Annotated in this window: 14 protein-coding genes and 1 tRNA gene; 4 read left to right on the forward strand and 11 right to left on the reverse strand. The window is 70.1% G+C overall.

All coding sequences use genetic code 11. The features are described 5' to 3' along the window. Positions 1-19 precede the first annotated feature (19 nt). Positions 20-2917 (reverse strand): D-alanyl-D-alanine carboxypeptidase/D-alanyl-D-alanine endopeptidase, encoded by a 2898-nt coding sequence (dacB, locus tag ACU6XJ_RS09050; protein WP_476308471.1) that lies wholly within the window; start codon positions 2915-2917, stop codon positions 20-22. 175 nt (positions 2918-3092) lie between these two features. Between dacB and ACU6XJ_RS09055 the strand changes: the two genes are divergently transcribed. Next, the gene (locus ACU6XJ_RS09055; RefSeq protein ID WP_476308473.1) at positions 3093-3599 is read left to right on the forward strand and encodes an inorganic diphosphatase; all 507 of its coding nucleotides are present in this window, start codon (positions 3093-3095) and stop codon (positions 3597-3599) included. A 58-nt stretch (positions 3600-3657) separates the two neighbouring features. Here the strand turns inward: ACU6XJ_RS09055 and ACU6XJ_RS09060 are convergent, their stop codons facing one another. The 3 genes from ACU6XJ_RS09060 to ACU6XJ_RS09070 form a co-directional block, all read right to left on the reverse strand. Further along, positions 3658-5334: an MDR family MFS transporter gene (locus tag ACU6XJ_RS09060; protein ID WP_476308475.1), complete on the reverse strand. Its 1677-nt coding sequence runs from the start codon at positions 5332-5334 to the stop codon at positions 3658-3660. Further along, positions 5331-5849, reverse strand: a complete 519-nt coding sequence (locus ACU6XJ_RS09065) for a MarR family winged helix-turn-helix transcriptional regulator (protein ID WP_476308477.1) — start codon at positions 5847-5849, stop codon at positions 5331-5333. Before ACU6XJ_RS09065 ends, ACU6XJ_RS09060 begins: the two co-directional genes overlap by 4 nt. 165 nt (positions 5850-6014) lie before the next feature. Beyond that, entirely contained in the window at positions 6015-6815 is an 801-nt protein-coding gene (locus tag ACU6XJ_RS09070; RefSeq protein ID WP_476308479.1) for a S1 family peptidase, read from the reverse strand. Between the two features lie 107 nt (positions 6816-6922). Between ACU6XJ_RS09070 and ACU6XJ_RS09075 the strand changes: the two genes are divergently transcribed. After that, positions 6923-7636: a hypothetical protein gene (locus tag ACU6XJ_RS09075; protein WP_476308482.1), complete on the forward strand. Its 714-nt coding sequence runs from the start codon at positions 6923-6925 to the stop codon at positions 7634-7636. 152 nt (positions 7637-7788) lie between these two features. Then, positions 7789-8091: a hypothetical protein gene (locus ACU6XJ_RS09080; RefSeq protein WP_476308484.1), complete on the forward strand. Its 303-nt coding sequence runs from the start codon at positions 7789-7791 to the stop codon at positions 8089-8091. Positions 8092-8161: 70 nt separating this feature from the next. Here ACU6XJ_RS09080 and ACU6XJ_RS09085 read toward each other — a convergent pair whose 3' ends face one another. From ACU6XJ_RS09085 to ACU6XJ_RS09115, 7 genes are all read right to left on the reverse strand, one after another. Beyond that, positions 8162-8683, reverse strand: a complete 522-nt coding sequence (locus ACU6XJ_RS09085) for a hypothetical protein (protein ID WP_476308486.1) — start codon at positions 8681-8683, stop codon at positions 8162-8164. A gap of 140 nt (positions 8684-8823) precedes the next feature. Beyond that, a tRNA-Thr gene (locus ACU6XJ_RS09090) sits at positions 8824-8900 on the reverse strand. Positions 8901-8951: 51 nt separating this feature from the next. Then, positions 8952-10172 (reverse strand): DNA polymerase III subunit delta', encoded by a 1221-nt coding sequence (locus tag ACU6XJ_RS09095; RefSeq protein ID WP_476313879.1) that lies wholly within the window; start codon positions 10170-10172, stop codon positions 8952-8954. A gap of 7 nt (positions 10173-10179) precedes the next feature. Then, positions 10180-12210: a bifunctional MFS transporter/dTMP kinase gene (locus ACU6XJ_RS09100; protein ID WP_476308487.1), complete on the reverse strand. Its 2031-nt coding sequence runs from the start codon at positions 12208-12210 to the stop codon at positions 10180-10182. Positions 12211-12274: 64 nt separating this feature from the next. Then, positions 12275-12739 (reverse strand): hypothetical protein, encoded by a 465-nt coding sequence (locus tag ACU6XJ_RS09105; RefSeq protein WP_476308489.1) that lies wholly within the window; start codon positions 12737-12739, stop codon positions 12275-12277. 48 nt (positions 12740-12787) lie between these two features. Beyond that, positions 12788-15538 (reverse strand): type I DNA topoisomerase, encoded by a 2751-nt coding sequence (topA, locus tag ACU6XJ_RS09110; protein ID WP_476308491.1) that lies wholly within the window; start codon positions 15536-15538, stop codon positions 12788-12790. A gap of 311 nt (positions 15539-15849) precedes the next feature. Further along, a complete protein-coding gene (locus ACU6XJ_RS09115) occupies positions 15850-16380 on the reverse strand; it encodes a hypothetical protein (RefSeq protein ID WP_476308493.1) in 531 nt (176 codons plus the stop codon). Between the two features lie 158 nt (positions 16381-16538). On the opposite strand from ACU6XJ_RS09115, the gene ACU6XJ_RS09120 reads away from it, so the two are divergent. Continuing rightward, positions 16539-17111, forward strand: coding sequence for a hypothetical protein (locus ACU6XJ_RS09120; protein ID WP_476313881.1), 573 nt, complete (start codon positions 16539-16541; stop codon positions 17109-17111). Positions 17112-17220 lie beyond the last annotated feature (109 nt).

Below are 17220 nucleotides of genomic sequence, written 5' to 3' on the forward strand. Positions count from 1 at the left end.
CTGTTCAACATCATCCGCATCACCGGCAGCCGCAGGTGCGCAACTTGGCGGCCACCGCGTCCAGCGCGGGCCTTGCCTCCGCGGGGTTGGTGCCGTTGGACATCAACGCGAACACCAGCAGCCGCCCGTCGGTGTCGGTCACCACACCCGCCAGGCTGCTCGCGCCGGTGAGGGTGCCGGTCTTGGCCCGCAGCCACCCCCTGGCAGCGGCCGTGGTGGCGTCGGTGTAGCGCTCGTGCAGCGTGCCGGTGCTGCCCGCGGCGACCGGCAGCCCGGACAGCATGGGCCGCAGCTTGGCGCTGCGCTCCTGGTCACCGGCGCCGTCGGTCGCGGTGGCCTGCACCAAGACCTGGCCGAGCAGCGTCGCCGAGACCCGGTTGTCGGTGCTCAGACCGCTGCCGTCGGCGACGACCGCGCCGGTGGTGTCGAAGCCGTTCTCGGCGAGCACCGAGAGCACCGCGGCCGCGCCGCCCGCGAAGGAGGGCTCCTTGCCCTTGGCGATGGCCACCTCGCGGGAGAGCACGTCGGCCAGCACGTTGTCGGAGACCAGCAGCGCCGTCTCGACCAACTGGCGGATGGGCGGTGACTGGACGCTGGCCAGCACCTTCGCGCCCTGGTTCGCCTTGCCCGGTGCGACCGTGTCCACCGCGACCCCTAGCCGCTTGGCCAGTTCCTGGGCGGCGGCCAGCGCGGGCTGGTCGGTGCGGGGCGAGGTGGCCTTCTGCGGGTCCTCCCGGCCACCGTCGAGCATGACGGGTTCGGTGGGCGCCATGTGGCCCTCGGCGATATCGCCAGGCAGCCAGCCGGGGGCCAGCGGCTGCCCGGTGTAGCGGCTGGTGTCCACCAGCACCTTCGTCACCTTCGCCGACTTCAGCTGCGTCACGAGGTCGTCCAGGCGGGCCGGTTCGGCGCCGTAGATCGTGCCTTTGCCCGCGGGCTGCCTGCTCAGCGAGGGGTCACCGCCGCCGACGAGGATCGCCGTGCCCGGTTCTGGGCCTTGGACAACCTTGGTGGTCAGCGTGGCGTTCTGGTCGAGGGCGAGCAGCGCGGCTGCGGTGGTCAGCAGCTTGTTGGTGGAGCCGGGGAGCAGAGCTTGCTCCGCGTTGGCCGCCCACAGTGTCTTGCCGGTGGTGGCGTCAAGGACGACGCCGGTCGCGGTGCCCAGTTGGGCGGCGCCCATCAGCGGGGCGAGCGCGGCGGTGACGCCCGCCTCGGTCGGCACCGGCGCTGCGGAGTTCGGACCGCGCAGGTTCAGCCGGGGCACCTCGGCCGCGGGCGGGGCGGCCGCGGCGAGCCCGACGTCGAGTCCGAGCCAGTCGAGTTGTTCGAGCACCTGCTGCCGGGCGGTGATCGTGGCCAGGCCGAGGGCCAGCACCAGCGCCAGCGACAGCCCGAGCAGCACCCGCCGCGGTCGGCGCCGCGAACGCGTCGGCTGCTCGGCGGCGGGGGTGGCCTCGGGCGGGGATTCGACCGGCGGGTAGTAGGCGGTGGGGGCCTCGGACCGCCGCTGCTGCTGCGGGTGGGCGCGGGCCGGTTCGGGATGGCTCGGCGGCGGGGCGAAGCCACGCGCCGGGGTGGTCGGGCGGTCCAGGATCCGCCGTGGCAGCACGGTGGTCTGGTCGGCGCGGTTGTCGGGGAAACGGGTGGTGGCGGCGTCGACCGGGCGGAACTGGATGGTCTGTTCGACCTCGGCCGGGCGCGCGGGCGGTCTCTCGGCGGGCGGCGGGGACGGCTGCGGGACCGGCCTCAGCCGAGGATCTGTGCGCTCCCGCACCGGCCACCGCAGCTCCGGTTCGGACCGCGCGGTGTCCTTGGCAGGCGGCGCTTCGCGTGACTCCGTCGCACTCTGCCGCGCGATCTCGCCGGTTGTCTCGGACGACTCCGCGGGCACCTTCGCGATGCGCCCGGTCGTCTCGGCGGCCTTCGGCGGCGGGATCTCCCCCGTCGTTTCGGGGGCTTTCGGCGGGGTGATCTCCCCGGTCAGCTCCGCGGGCGTCGGCGGGGTGATCTCGCCGGTGAGCTCGACCGGCTCCGGCTTGTCGACACCCCGGTCCGGCTCGACCCGCGGTGGTTCGGCGATCTCAGCGACCGGTTCGCCTGCGCGAAGCTCGGTGCCCTCGTCCGCCCGATCGACCTGCCTCGGCTCAGCGATTTCGCCGGTCAGCTCCGCTGGTGCGGGCTCATCCACCTCGCTGGGTGGCGGTTCGACGTACGAGGACTGCTCGATCTCACCGGTCAGCTCGGCGGGCTCCGGCTCGTCAACCTCGCTGGGTGATGACTCGACAAACGAGGTCTGCTCGATCTCGCCGGTCAGCTCGGCGGGTGCCTGCTCCTCTGCGTCGCTGGGAGACGGCTCGATGTACGGGGGCTCGATCTCACCGGTCAGCTCCGCGGGCTCCGGCTGCTCGACCTCGCTGGGCGACGGCTCCGCGACCTCGACGGGCGGTTCGACAAGCTCGGGCGCTTCGCTCTCCGCCGCGGGCTCGGGGAGTTCCTCCGCAGGCTCCGCCTCGCCGGGCTCCGCGATCTCGGCGGAGGGTTCCGCCGTCGCGGGCTCATCCGCGGGCACCGGTTCCGAGATCTCGCCGATCGACTCCGCGGGCTCGGCAGGCGGTTCGTCGACGATCTCCGCTGCCTCCGGTGCGGGCTCGGCGGCGACCGGTTCCTCGGTCGCGGGCTCTTCGGCCGAAGGCACCGGGTCCGGTTCGACCGAGTCCGCCGCCGCTTCCGACGACGGCTCAGCGGGCTCGGCGGCGAGGGTGCCGGTTCGGACGCGGTGGTGCTCCCAATCGGGTTCCGGCTCCCGCACATCGGCCGGTTCGACCATCGCGATGACCTGGGTGAGCGCCTCATCCGTTCGAGGGGCAGACGGCGGCGCCGGACGGTCCGGCTCCGCACCCTGGCCAGGCGTCGACACGCGGTACTCCTCCTACGATTACGCGCCGGGGGCGTCCTCCCAAGGGGGCAAGGTCACACCTGGCAACCGCCTCTTGAGGGGTTTTCGGCAAGTTCCGTGGTCCACACTAGATGTCGCGCGCCACCAGTTCGGTGAAGCGCGGAAATGCCTGCAGCGAAGAAGTGCGAGGAAGCGCGTGGAGTTCGACGTCACGATCGAGATTCCCAAGGGGAATCGGAACAAGTACGAGGTGGACCACAAGACTGGTCGTATCCGCCTCGACCGGACGCTGTTCACCGCGACGCAGTACCCGGCCGACTATGGCTTCGTCGAGAACACCCTCGGCGAGGACGATGACCCGCTGGACGCTCTGGTCCTCGTGCAGGAGCCCACTTTCCCCGGCTGCCTGATCCGCTGCCGCGCCATCGGCATGTTCCGCATGACCGATGAGAAGGGCGGCGACGACAAGGTGCTCTGCGTGCCATCGGAGGACCCGCGGCAGGAGCACCTGCGTGACATCCACCACCTGGCGGAGTTCCACCGCCTGGAGATCCAGCACTTCTTCGAGGTCTACAAGGACCTGGAGCCCGGCAAGAGCGTCGAAGGCGCGACCTGGGTCGGTCGCACCGAGGCCGAGGCCGAGATCGCCCGCTCCTACCAGCGCCTCATCGACCTCAAGGAGCGCGGCGAAGAGCTGCACTGACGCTCACCCGCAGACATCACAGCGGCCGCCCGAGACGGGCGGCCGCTGTCGTTTTCGGTCAGTGCACCACAGCGGGACCGGGTTCGGCCGTGGCCAGGTTGGCCTCGGCGTTGCGGCGCTGGATGCCGGACTGGTTGTTCAGCGGCACCTCTCGCAGGAACCAGATCAACGCGAAGCCGACCAGCATGACGATGCCGCCGGTGAGGAACACGGTGTCCATCGCGCTGGCGAAGCCCTCCAGGATCGGGTGCGCCAGTCGCGGGTCGACGTGGCTGAGGAACGACGTGTCGTCCAGCGACGGCGGGGCGCCGCCCTTCAGCGCCTCCAGCAGGCCGCGGTTGGCCGGGTCGGCCAGCACCGCGGGATCGCGGGTCGCCGCGAGGAACTCCGGTGACAGCCGAGCCGCCTGCATCGAGTCCGCGATCCGGTCCGCCACCACCCCGAACAGGATGGACAGGAAGACCGCGGTGCCCGCGGTGCCGCCCATCTGCCGGAAGAAGGTGGCCGACGCGGTGGCCACGCCCATGTCCCGCGGCGGCACGTCGTTCTGCACGGCCAGCACCAGGGTCTGCATGCACAGGCCGAGGCCGATGCCCATCAGCAGCATGTAGAACATGGTCTGCGGCAGCGGCGTGTCCACGCCGATCCGGCTGAAGAGCAGCAGCGCGATCGCCATCACGGCCGTGCCGATCACTGGGAAGACCTTGTACCGGCCGAAGCGGGAGATCAGCTGGCCGCTGGTGACCGAGGCCACGGTGATGCCCAGCATCAGCGGCAGCAGTTGCAGGCCCGCCATGGTGGCCGAGGAGCCCTTGACGATCTGCAGGTACAGCGGCAGCGCGGCGAGCCCGCCGAACATCCCCATGCCCAGGATGAAGTTGAGGATGTTGGCCAGCCGGAACACCGGGCGGGCGAACAGCCTCGGCGGCAGCAGCGCCTCATCGCCCATCCTGCGTTCGACCCAGACGAACAGGGCGATACCGATCACGCCGACCGCGATCAGCCCCAGCGTCCGCGGCGAGCCCCAACCCCAGATCCGACCCTGCTCGGCCACCACCAGCAGCGGAACCACACCCAGGGTCAGCGTCAGCGCGCCGCCCCAGTCGATGCGGTGGTTCACTCGGTGGTGCGGCAGGTTCAGCGCCTTGGTCACCACGGCCAACGCGATCAGACCGATCGGGATGTTGACCAGGAACACCCAGCGCCAGCCCTCGATGCCGAGGAAGCTGTCCAGTCCGGCGAAGGTGCCGCCCGCGACCGGGCCGAGCACGCTGGACAGGCCGAAGACGGCCACGAAGTAGCCCTGGTAGCGGCTGCGCTCCCGCGGCGAGACGATGTCGCCGACGATGGCCAGCGCGAGTGAGAACAGGCCGCCCGCACCGAGTCCCTGCACCGCGCGGAAGGCGGCAAGCTGGTACATCGAGGTGGCCAGCCCGCACAGCACCGAGCCGATCAGGAAGATCGTGATCGCGGTGAGGTAGAAGGGCTTGCGGCCGTAGATGTCGGAGAGCTTGCCGTAGAGCGGCGTGGTGATCGTTCCGGTGATCAGGTAGGCGGTCGTGGCCCAGGCCTGCGAGGTCTGGCCGTGCAGGTGGTCGGCGATCGTGCGCATCGAGGCGGACACGATCGTCTGGTCCAGCGCGGCCAGCAGCAGACCCATCATCAGGCCGGAGAAGACCACCATGATCTGGCGGTGGGTCAGTCCCCCGTTCTCCGTCGCAGCAACGGAGGTCATGCGTTCTCCCTTCCCCAGCGGGTGTTGGCCACCCGGTCGAGCAATTCCGGCAGGTTCGCCTCGTAGGCGTCGGTGAAGCGGCCCAGCAGGCGGGCGAACTCCTCGCGCTCGTCGGGCTGCCAGTCGGCGATCAGCCTGGCGAGGTAGGCGTTGCGTTCCAGCCTGCGCCGGCGGACGAACTGGCTGCCCTTCTCGGTGGCGGCGAGCACGCTGGCCCTGCCGTCCGCCGGGTCGGACTGCCGTTCGACCAAGCCCTCCTTGACGAGGTGGGCGACCTGCCGGCTCACGGTGGACGGGTCCGAGTGCACCAGTTCGGCCAGGACGCTGGACCGGTGCGGCCCGTGTTCGACCAACGCGGCGAGCAGGAAGAACACGCCCCGGTCCATGCCGTACTTGTTGGCCTGCGCCGAGACGCACCCCACCAGCCGGACGACCCTGAGCAGGGTCATCGCGATCTGGTCCGCGGTTTTCAGCTCGGCGGGGGTCACCGCGTCGGCTGCCTGGTCGATGGTCATCGCATCCGTCCGTTAAGTTGCTTGCACCATCCAACTACTTGGTGAATACAAGCATCTATTTTCACGACGCTCCGCGCAAGCCGCTTTCCGGGTGTTCCCGGTCTCATAAGGGACGGCCCGCCGAGCAGTGGACGCTCGGCGGGCCTGGGGAGGAGGAAGCGTGACTTAGGGAAGGACGCCTTCGGTCCGGAGGGTGTGCAGCACCCAATCCCGGTACCGGGAAACGTCGGTGTAGGTCACGCCGTCGATGCCGCAGGTCTGCGCGCCGCCCCTGCCGTCGAGGCCGGTCAGCTCCCAACGGCCCAGCTTGGGGTCCCAGCCGATGGCAGGCCCGCCGGAGTCGCCGTAGCAGGAGCTGGCCTTGGGCGAGACGTCCATGCAGAGCTCGTTGGGCCCGTCGATGTAGGCCTTCGCGCAGTCCTCGTCGGCCGCGATCTTGGTGTCCAGCTGGCGCAGCCACTGCTGGTGCTGACCCTTGCACTCGTCGGTCGGGCAGATCTGGCCCCAGCCGAGCAGCCTGTGCACCGAACCCACCGACGGGGACTGCGCGGCCAGCGGGATCACCGGGTAGGGCACCTTGTCGGCCAGCTTGAGCAGCGCGATGTCGTTGTGCTTGCCGTCGAAGAAGGGGTGCTTGACGAACTTGACCACCTTGGTGTGGGTACCGCCGTTCATCCGGTCATTGGTGCCGACCCGGACGAAGTAGTGGTCCTCCAGCGGCTTCCACAGGCAGTGGGCGGTGGTGACGACCCACTGCGGGGCCACCAGCGCTCCGCCGCACCAGTGCGGCTTCTCGTTGTAGGGCCGCTGGACCGACACCATGAAGGGGTAAGGCTGGTCGGCCTCCTGACCGCCGACGATGCGTGGTTCCACCTCGGCGCCCGCAACCCCCGCGGGCACGACCATGCTCGCCGCGGCCAGCCCCGCGGCGGCGGCACAGCAGGCCAGCGTGGCACGAAGCCTCATCGCCGAGTTCCCTTCGTTGAATGGCTCGATCGGCCCGTCACCGTAGTGGCGATCTTGTGACGACACCTAACTGTGACACCGTTGCAGAACCGAATACACCTGAGCAGGTGACAACGCCGGTTACCGTCCGCACGAATTGCGGGCGAATTCCGCGCAACCGATTGATCACCCGCAGGCGTGACGCCGAAGCGCGGAAAACCTTTCAGCAACAGGACGGTTGCGAAGCGCAGCAAACGCCTTCTCGGCTGCCTACCCGCCAGTATCTTCTGTGTCGAGCGGGAGCGACCAGGGGAGGGGCCGAATTGCTTGGCACATTTATGGGCGTCATTTTCGGCCTCGGTGTTGTATTCACCGGAGCCACCGGGCAGATCGCCACGATGCAAACTCCGGAACAGATGCTTTTCAGCTCTCTCGTCATCCTGATCACGGGCAGTCTGCTCGGTGGTGTCACCTCCCCCCGCACGATCAGCATCTTCTCGTTCTGGTCGGTGCCCTGCGTGACGCTGGCCGCGGGAGTCTGCCTGACCACGGCACCGGAGTACACGGTCCCGCTGCTGTCCTGGACAGCGGCACTGATAGCCATCCGGCGGGTCGCCCTGTTCCTGCGGCCGGAGGCGATCGGACTGCGCCTGCAGCCGTTGTCCCCCATGGTGATCGACCCACTGATCGAGCCGTGCATTCGCCCGGCCGTAAGCAGCGGACAGGCATTCCGTCGCTATTCAAAACACCTGTCCACTATTCCGGCGCCACGACGCCCGGAATATGTCGGTCTGGGCGCACACCGCCGCAACGGATCCCGACAGCCTGATCCCGGCCTCTGAGCAGGTTTCCACTCGATCGGCATTGGGTACGCCTGCGTGCGACCCCGATTTCCAGTCCTGGCCCCCTCGTCGTGATCACCTCAAGCCCACCCCACTACGGTGTCTGGCTTACCAGGACGACAATTCCGCCGAACCCGAGAGGATTTCACTGCATGCTCGCCGTCAGCGACAGTGCCGCAGAAGTCATCAAAACCCTTGTCAGCGCCCACAACGCCGAGGAACAGGGCGGTCTTCGCATCGCACCCGCCGCCGCTTCCGACGGCCAGCCCGCGGACGCCCTCGCCGTCACCGTGGCCACCGCGCCCGACCAGAACGACCAGGTCGTCGACACCGCGGGCGCGCGGGTCTTCCTGGAGCCCCAGGCCGCCGACTACCTCGACGACAAGCTCCTCGACACCCACCAGGACGAGACCGGCCAGATCGCCTTGGCCGTCCGCGCCCAGGACGAGGCGTAACACCGAAGGCAGCCGTTGAGGGCGTTCCCACCAGGGGGACGCCCTCGACTCATTCAGGGACACAGAGCGGTCAGAAGAGCGCCCTGAGCCCGTCCCAGAGTGGCGTCGACAGCCAGTTGACAACGAAGCCGAGGGCGAACGCGGCCAGGAGGAACAGCACCTGCTGCCAGGTGCCGCGCACCTGTTGGCGGTGGAACTGGCGACCGATCATCTGCTCGATCGCCTGCGCCTGCTCACTGTTGACCGAGGCGACCTTTTCGTACCGTTCCGCTTTGGCCTGTACTTCGTCCAGGATCCGGATACGGGTGGAAAGGTCGTCCTCCAGCTCTGCCATCACCCGGCTTGTCTCCGCCATCAGGTCTCGGACCTTGGCGACGCGGTCGGCAGGTGCGGCGTCAACGGTGGGACGTGTCGATCCGCCCTCGAGCCATCCCCACACGGCACCTGTCAGCGCTGCGGCGACGAAGAACAGCAGGAAGTAGACACCACCCGCCCGGTCGCCGAAGACTTCCCCCACGAAGAACCCGATCGCCGTGCCGAACAAACACCCGCCTGCGACCCACCCCAACCAGAGGCGCTTTTTCTTCTCCACTGTCGAATGCGTACCAGTGGCAGAGCTTGGGGGCGCGGTGTCTTGCCGCTCCGACACCGATCCGTTGCCCAGACGCACGCTCAGTCAATCTCCGAAAGCAAGAACCCGCAGGTCAGAAGCTGTGACCTGCGGGTTCCGGGTGGAGCCGCCTAAGGGAATCGAACCCTTGACCTGTTCATTACGAGTGAACCGCTCTGGCCGACTGAGCTAAGGCGGCGTGACGCGGGGCCTAGTGTATCCGGTCTCGCGGTGATCGAGAACGACACCCTCAGCCGTGGTACAGGGTCGACACCATCGCCTCCACGGCGATGCGGGGCTTGACGTTGAGCTCGAGAGATTCGCGGCAGGCGAGCACCGCTTCCAGCCGCCGCAGGGTCGATTCGGGGGTCCAGCTTTGCGCGGCGGTCCTGGCGTCGCCCAGCTTGTCCGGGTGGTTGGGCGGCACCGAGGAACCGGAGATCGTGATCAGCACGTCCCGGTAGAAGCCCGCCAGGTCGACCAGGGCGCGGTCCAGCGCGTCCCGCTGAGTGCGGGTGGCCCGGGACTTCTGCCGCCGCTCCAATTCGCGGATGGCACCGGTCGCACCCCGGGTGGCCGCGGCGGTGCCCTTGCCGGAGCCGCCCGCGCCCAGCGCGGTGCGCAACTCGTCCTTCTCCGTCTCGTCCCGGCTCTCGCTGACCGCGGCCGCCTCCGCCTCGGCGGCCTTCACCAGTTCGTCGGCGCAGGTGAACACATCCGCGACGCGGCGGAGGCCGAGTGGAATCCGCAGCACGGACTCGCGGCGCGCCCGCGCGTCCGGGTCGCGGGCCAGCCTGCGGGCCCGGCCGACGTGGCCGCCGCACACCGACGCCGCCCAGTCCGCGGTGGCGGCGTCGATGCCGTCCCGGAACGTCAACACATTCGCGATAGCCTCGGCCTGCGGGGTGCGCAGGGCGATCACGCGGCAGCGGGAGCGGATGGTCACCGACACGTCCTCGGGGTGGTCCGATGGCGCGCACAGCAGGAACACCGTGCGCGCGGGCGGCTCCTCGACGGCCTTGAGCAACGCGTTGGCCGCGCCCTCGGTGAGCCGGTCGGCGTCCTCGATCAGCACCACCCGCCAGTGGCCCGTGGTCGGCCTGCGGGCGGCGGCCTGCACCAGCGCCCGCATCTCGGCGACCGAGATGGACAGGCCCTCCGGGATGACGATCTTCACGTCGGCGTGCGTGCCCGCCATGACCGTGTGGCAGGCCCCACATTCCCCGCAGCCCCGCAGCGGCCCGCCGACCTCGCACTCCAGCGCGGCGGCGAAGGCACGAGCGGCGACGGAGCGTCCGGAGCCGGGTGGGCCGGTGAACAGCCAGGCGTGCGTCATGGCGCCGGGGATCACCGGGCGCCCCGCGGCGATCTCGGCGGCGGCCACCGCGGCGTCGTGCAGCACCTGGACCGCCGCGGGCTGTCCGACCACACCGGACCACACGCCTCCGGTTGGTGCCTCAGTCACGGTGATCCTCCACTTAGGACACTGGTTGGTCGGCCTCTGCGACAGTATCGGGCATCGGGATGCCGCGGGCGGCGAGCACCGGGCGCAGCGCCCGCCGGACGCGTTCGCCCACTTCGTCGGGTGTGCCCTCGGCTTCCACCACCACGTAGCGGTCCGGGTCGGCGGCGGCCATCTCGGTGAGCAGGCGCTGGATGCGCCAGTGCTGGTCGCCGGTCAATTCGGAAGCGCTGTGCGCGTTGGCCGAATCGCGGTCCAGCAGCACCGTCACATCGGCCCGCAGCCTGCCGGTCGCCCAGTCCACCAGCGTGTCCAGCTCACCGGCCTCGAACTCCGCCGCGGTGCCGAGGTAGGCCAGCGGGCTGTCCACATAACGCTGCATCACGACCACCGCGCCGTCCTCCAGCGCCGGGCGGATGCGGCGCTCAACGACGTCGGCCCGCACCGCGGCACCCACGAGCGCGCCCGCTCTCGGACCGGTCAGCGCGGCCGCCTCCAGCACCCGGCGGAGCTTGGCCTCCTCATGGGACGGGTCGCTGGCCAACACCACCGGCCTGCTGCCCGAGCCCAGCCAGTCGGTGAGCCGGTTGGCCTGGGCCGCGGTGTCGTCGATGCCGCCCTCGATGGCGATCAGCAGCCCGCCGCTGGTGCGGGGCTGCGGTCGCAGGGCGCTGATCAGGTCGGCAAACAGCGGCTTCTGCCGCCGGTCGTCCATCTGCCGGTAGGCCAGCACCCCCAGCAGGGCCGCGAGGAGGCCCGCGCCGAACAGCACCGGCCGGGTGGCGTCCACCCGCAGGCTCTCGCCGAACACCTCGATGGTGTGCGGCTGCACCAGACCCACGATCACCGGCACCAGCGCCATCGACAGCAGCAGGTCGATGCGCACCAGCGACTGCACGAAGGCCACCGTGCGGCCGCGGATGGCGTCCTCCACCTGCGAACCGATGATCGTCAGGCCGGTGAGGAACGCCGCACCCGCGCACCAGCCGACGAGCATCACCGCGGCCAGCGCGATCCACAGGTGCGGGGCCAGCGCGACCAGCAGCAGGGTCAGGCCCGCGCCGACGATCGCCACCCCGAACAGCCGGTTGTGCGGCAGGCGCAGCGCGAACTTCGGTGCGGTGGCCATACCGGTGCCGAGACCGAGGAAGGTCGCGACGAAGAGCATGCCGTAGCTGGCGTCGCCGCCCGCGAGGCTGGCGGAGTAGAGCTTGGCGCAGGCGATCACCGCGCCGCCCGCGGCGAACGCGCCGGTGATGCCGGTGACCAGGCCACGCAGCAGCCGGGAGCCGGACACGAAGCGCACCCCGTCCCGCAGCATGGTGATCAGCCCGTCGCCCTGGGCGTCGACCCGTCTTCCGCGCACGGTGCGCCCGGAGATCTCCGGAATCCGCGCGGCGACGACGATCGCGGTCACCAGGTAGGCCAGGCCGTTGATCACCAGCGCCACGTAGACGGTGCTCGTCGCGCCGTCGGGCAGGTTCAGCACCGGACCGGCCGCGGACAGCGCGGAGAACAGAGCGGCGGCGGTGACCACGCCGACGCCGTAGGTCATCACCAGGCTCAACTGGTTGGCGGTCTCCACCTGGTCGGGGCGCCGCAGCAGGTTGGGGATGGAGGCGTCCTTGGCGGGCCCCCAGAACATCGCGCAGATCTCGATCAGGAAGGTGGCCGCGAACAGCCACCACAGCGAGCCGACGAACGGGATCGACAGCAGCAGCCCGCAGCGCAGCACATCGCAGACCACCATCAGCCTGCGGCGGTCGAACTTGTCGGCCAGCGCGCCCGCCAACGGCGCGAGCAGCATCGCGGGCAGCAGCTTGGTGGCGACCACACCGCCCAGCGCGAAGCTCTGCGCCTGGTAGCCGGTGGTCAGCTTGGTGGCCAGCGCGGACAGCGCGAGCAGCGAGAGCCAGTCGCCGACAGCGCAGATAGAGGTGACCGTCCACAGCCTGCGGAAGGCGGGAATGGCCAGCACGGTGCGAACGCGGTGCACCGTGGAGGCGCTCGTCGCGCCCGCGTCGGTCTCGGTGGTGGCAGTCAACACGTGCCCTTCTGCCTGCGTGGGTGAGGCGCAGTCGCCCGCAAGCCTAACCGCGGCTCCGCCAAGATCAGCGGATCGCGCTGGACAAGCCGTCCACCAGCGCCCTGAGCACCGTGTAGGCGATCAGCCCACCGAGGATCAGGGTGCCGAGGCAGCCGCCCGACCGGTTACGGCAGCCACCCTGCTGGAGGGTTAACGCGGGCACGGTGGGGATCGCCTTGGCCGGCCTGGCCCGAGCCGAGGACCGCGGCGGCGGGTAGCCCGCGGGCCAGGACGGCTGGGGCCGCTGTTGCCGTTGCCTACGCGGCGGCGGGCGATGCCGTTCGATCTCGGCCGCCTGCAACGCGGCGCGCACCGCCTGCGGGTCGATGCGCTCGGGTTCCGGCGGGCGCACCTCGGGGATGCCTGCCACGGGGTGCGGGGCCAGGAACGATTCGCCGGTGATCAGACCGGCAAGCGGATCGGGCAGCACCCGCTCCGGTGGCACGGCCTGGGTGCCGTCAGGCCCGAACAGCGCGTCCGAGCTGTCCATCTCCCAACAGTAGCCGGGTGAACCCGTCGGTAGCAGGTCTCGAATCGGTTACTTGGACGCCGCCGGGCTCTTGGCCTTGCGCTTGGCGGGCGCCTTGGCCCGCTTGGGTGCCGGGCCCTTGGCGCGCTTCTCGGCCAGCAGTTCGGCCGCCCGCTCGTCGGTCAGCGTCTCCACCTCGTCGCTCTTGCGCAGCGACGCGTTGAACTCACCATCGGTGACGTAGGGACCGAAGCGGCCGTCCTTGACCACCATCGGCTTCCCGGAGACCGGATCGTTGCCCAGTTCCTTCAGCGGGGGCGCCGAGGCCGCCGCCTGGCGACCGCGCTTCTTCGGCTCGGCGTAGATCTTCAGCGCCTGCTCCAGCGTGACGGTGAAGATCTCGTCCTCGCCGCCGAGGGACCGCGAATCGGTGCCCTTCTTCAGGTACGGGCCGTAGCGACCGTTCTGCGCGGTGATCTCCTCACCGCTCGCCGGGTCCGCGCCGACCACCCTGGGCAGCGACAGCAGCTTGAGCGCGTCCTCGAGCGTGACCGTGTCCAGCGTCATCGACTTGAACAGCGAACCGGTGCGCGGCTTGGCCGCCTTCTTGCCCTCGGCGGGCTCCGGCAGCACTTCCGTCACGTACGGCCCGAAGCGGCCCTCCTTGGCCACGATCTCGTGGCCGCTGACCGGGTCGGTGCCCAGCGAGCGGCCCTCCATCGGGGTGGAGAACAGCTTCTCGGCGATCTCGACGCTCAGCTCGTCCGGCGGCAGGTCCTCCGGCAGGTTGGCCCGCTCCGAGTCGCCGTTGTCCCCGAGCCGCTCCAGGTAGGGGCCGTAGCGTCCGACGCGCACCGTCACGGTGCGGCCGTCGGGGCCGGTGAACAGCGGGATGGAGTTGACCTCGCGGGCGTCGATCTGCTCGACGCCGCTGCCGACCAGCTTCTTCAGGCCGCCGGTGCGGCCGACCGAGCCGTCGGGGCCGATGTCGCCGCCGAAGTAGAACCCGGACAGCCAGCGGGTGCGGCCCTCGCGGCCGGAGGCGATGCCGTCCAGTTCGTCCTCAAGCGCCGCGGTGAAGTCGTAGTCGACCAGCCGCCCGAAATGCTGCTCCAGCAAGCCGATCACGGCGAAGGCGATCCAGGACGGCACCAGGGCCGAGCCCTTCTTCCACACATAGCCGCGGTTCTGGATGGTGCTGATCGTCGGCGCGTAGGTCGACGGGCGACCGATGCCCAGCTCCTCCATGGCCTTGGTCAGGCTGGCCTCGGTGTAGCGCGGCGGCGGCGAGGTGGAGTGGCCGTCTGCGGTGAGGTCCTGTGCGGTGACGGGCTGGTCCTTGCGCAGCTGGGGCAGCCTGCTCTCCGCGTCGTCGGCCTCACCGCCCGCCTCGGAGTCCACGCTCTCCACATAGGCCTTGAGGAAGCCCGCGAAGGTGATGGTGCGGCCGGAGGCGGAGAAGGTGCACTCCTCGCCGCTCGCGGCGGAGCCGGTGATCCGCACGCTGATCGTGGTGCCCTTGGCGTCGGCCATCTGGGAGGCGATGGTCCGCTGCCAGACCATCTCGTACAGCTTGAACTCGTCGGTCTCCAGCTCACGGGCGACCTCGCCGGGGGTGCGGAAGACCTCGCCCGCGGGCCGGATCGCCTCGTGCGCCTCCTGGGCGTTCTTGACCTTGCTGCTGTACTGGCGCGGCTTCGGCGGCACGTACTCGCCGCCGTACAGCTCGGTGGCCTGCGACCGGGCTGCCGTGACGGCCGTCTCGGACAGCGTCGTGGAGTCGGTACGCATGTAGGTGATGTAGCCGTTCTCGTACAGCCGCTGCGCGGTGCGCATCGTGCGGTCGGAGGAGAACCGCAGCTTGCGGCCCGCCTCCTGCTGCAGCGTCGAGGTGGTGAATGGCGCGTACGGCCTGCGGGTGTAGGGCTTCTCCTCGACGCTGGTGACCTCGAAGGCCGCGTTGCGCAGCGCCTCGGCCAGCCGCCGGGCCTCCGCCTCGTCCAGCAGCCGCACCTCGGCGGGCTTCTTGAGCTGCCCGTCGGGGCCGAAGTCGCGTCCGGTGGCGAGCCTGCTGCCGTCGACGGCGACCATCTTCGCGCCGAACTGCCGCGGCGATGCGTCCTCGCCCGCGTCCATCTTCGCGGTGATGTCCCAGTATTCGGCGGAGGTGAAGCGCATCCGCTCGCGTTCCCGCTCGACCACCATGCGGGTCACCACGGACTGCACCCGGCCCGCCGAGAGCTTCGGCATGACCTTCTTCCACAGCACCGGGCTGACCTCGTAGCCGTAGAGCCGGTCCAGGATGCGGCGGGTCTCCTGCGCGTCGACGAGGTCCTGGTCGAGTTCGCGCGGGTTGTCCGCGGCGGCCCGGATGGCGGGCTCGGTGATCTCGTGGAAGACCATCCGGCGCACCGGCACCTTGGGCTTGAGCGTCTCCATCAGGTGCCAGGCGATGGCCTCGCCCTCACGGTCACCGTCTGTCGCGAGATAGACCTCGTCCACGTCCTTGAGCGCGGCCTTCAACTCGTTGACGGTGGTCTTCTTGTCGGCGGTGACGATGTAGAGCGGCTCGAAGTCGTTGTCGACGTCCACGCCGAGGCGGGCCCAGGGCTGTCCCTTGTATTTGGCGGGCACATCGGCGGCGCCTCGGGGCAGGTCTCGGATGTGGCCGCGGGAGGACTCCACCACGAAGTTGGAGCCGAGGTACGCGGCGATCTTGCGGGCCTTCGTGGGCGACTCGACGATCACCAGTCGTCGGTTGCCGCCGCTGGGCCCGCGGCGCTCACCACCGCCCTTTTTCGTGCCCGCCGTTCCTGCCACGCTCCGCACTACTCCTGTCCGTCAACATCACTCACCGGGTATATCCACCCGTTCAGCCCGCCAGTGTGCACGCCGGTCGGCGACCCGCGCACTCGGGGCTGTCCACGGCCTCTCGCCGAAGCACTGTGGGTCTGTGCTGGTCAGCATGGGCTCCGCGCCAGAGTAACCACGGCAGTCAAGAGGGAAACGCGCCGCGCCGGTCCGAATGTTCCGGCGAACTCCCCTCGGCTGCGCCTGCGACCGGCCTATCGCGGACCGGCTGCACCGAGATACAAACCGCTGCTCAGAGCAACTTTGTTGATTCCAGTATCTCAGCCGGGACGCTCCAGCCTGCGGCATTGTGCCGAGGCGGCATAGGCGTCCGCCAATTTCGCATCGTTTCCGACCGTCCGGCCGAATCGCAGCACGGCCTCGCCGCGTTCGTCGGTGAAGCCCTCGGCGGCCGACATCGCCTCCAGGTGCACCTCCGTCGCGTCCGGACCGGCAGCGTCCAACCTGGCCTTCATCGCTGCCTGTTCCCGCCTGCCGCTCTCCAGCACCCCGATCAGCCGGTGCACCGCCGCCCCGCCGTCGCCGACCGGGGACGGCCCGGCGGCGCGCAGGTCATCGACACCGCGGTCGGCGTCGGCGATCAGCAGCGCGTAGAACTCTGTGACCTGCGCTCCTGCCCGCGCGGGCTCGGCGGTGGGACGGTCGAACGAGGGCTGGGTGTCACGGATCTCCTGCGCGATGTCGCACACCCGGTCCAGCCAGAGCGCGGCGTCGTGCCCGTCGTCCGCGGCACAGGCGGGCAGCAGCAGGGCGGCCGTGATCAACACGCTCGCGCTCAGGACGGAGGGCACTGGAGTCTCCTCGCTGGATTTGATCTCGGCGGAGCGTGCCATGACGTTGCGCCACAGGCCTTGTGCCGTCACCCGGCCGGGAGAAAAGTTCAGCCCCTTGTCGGCGAGTCGGCTCGCGCAAACTCGAACGTCTGTTCTACGCTGGACTGGTGGACCAGATGTCCTTCCTCTCCGCAGAGGTGAGCAGGCCTCAGATCGCGGACCTGGCTGGGCTGCTGTGCGGGCCCGGTCAGGCGGTGAGCTTCGGTCGCGGCACCGCGGCTCGCGTGTCGGTCGTGGTGCAGGAGCCCTGGCGGGCCAGAGCGCTGGCCGCCGCCTGCGCGGTGCGCGGAGTGGAGGCCGAGCTGTCCCGCTCCGAGGAGGGCCACCCGCTGCTGCGAACCGCCTTCCGCAGCGATCTGACCAAGCTCGCGGGCGCCTGGCTGCGCGGCGCGGTGAAGGCCGTCCCCGATGACTTCCGCATGGACGGGGCCACCCTGCACATCTGGGCGCTCACGGCGGGGGCGGGCGGTCCCGGCGGTTACATGTTCGGACTCGACCCGCATGCCCCCGGCACGCATGAGCCGCTGCTGACGGCGCTGTCCAGGGTCGGACTGCCCGGAAAGCTGCTCGGCCCGCGTGCGGGCGGCCCAGGCCTGCGCATCACGGGCAGGCGGCGACTGGCCCAACTGGCCGAACTGGTCGGCCCATCACCCACCGGCGTCGGCCACGAGGTCTGGCCCGCCGCCTGATCTTCCGCGCAGGCGCTCCCGGCGCCGCGCACTGGTTCCGGCACAGGAGCTTTCACGACCAGAAGCCAGGCGGGCCGCGGTCAGCACCGCGCTCGCAGCAGCGGGCCGA

The organism is Actinorectispora metalli, assembly GCF_056323685.1.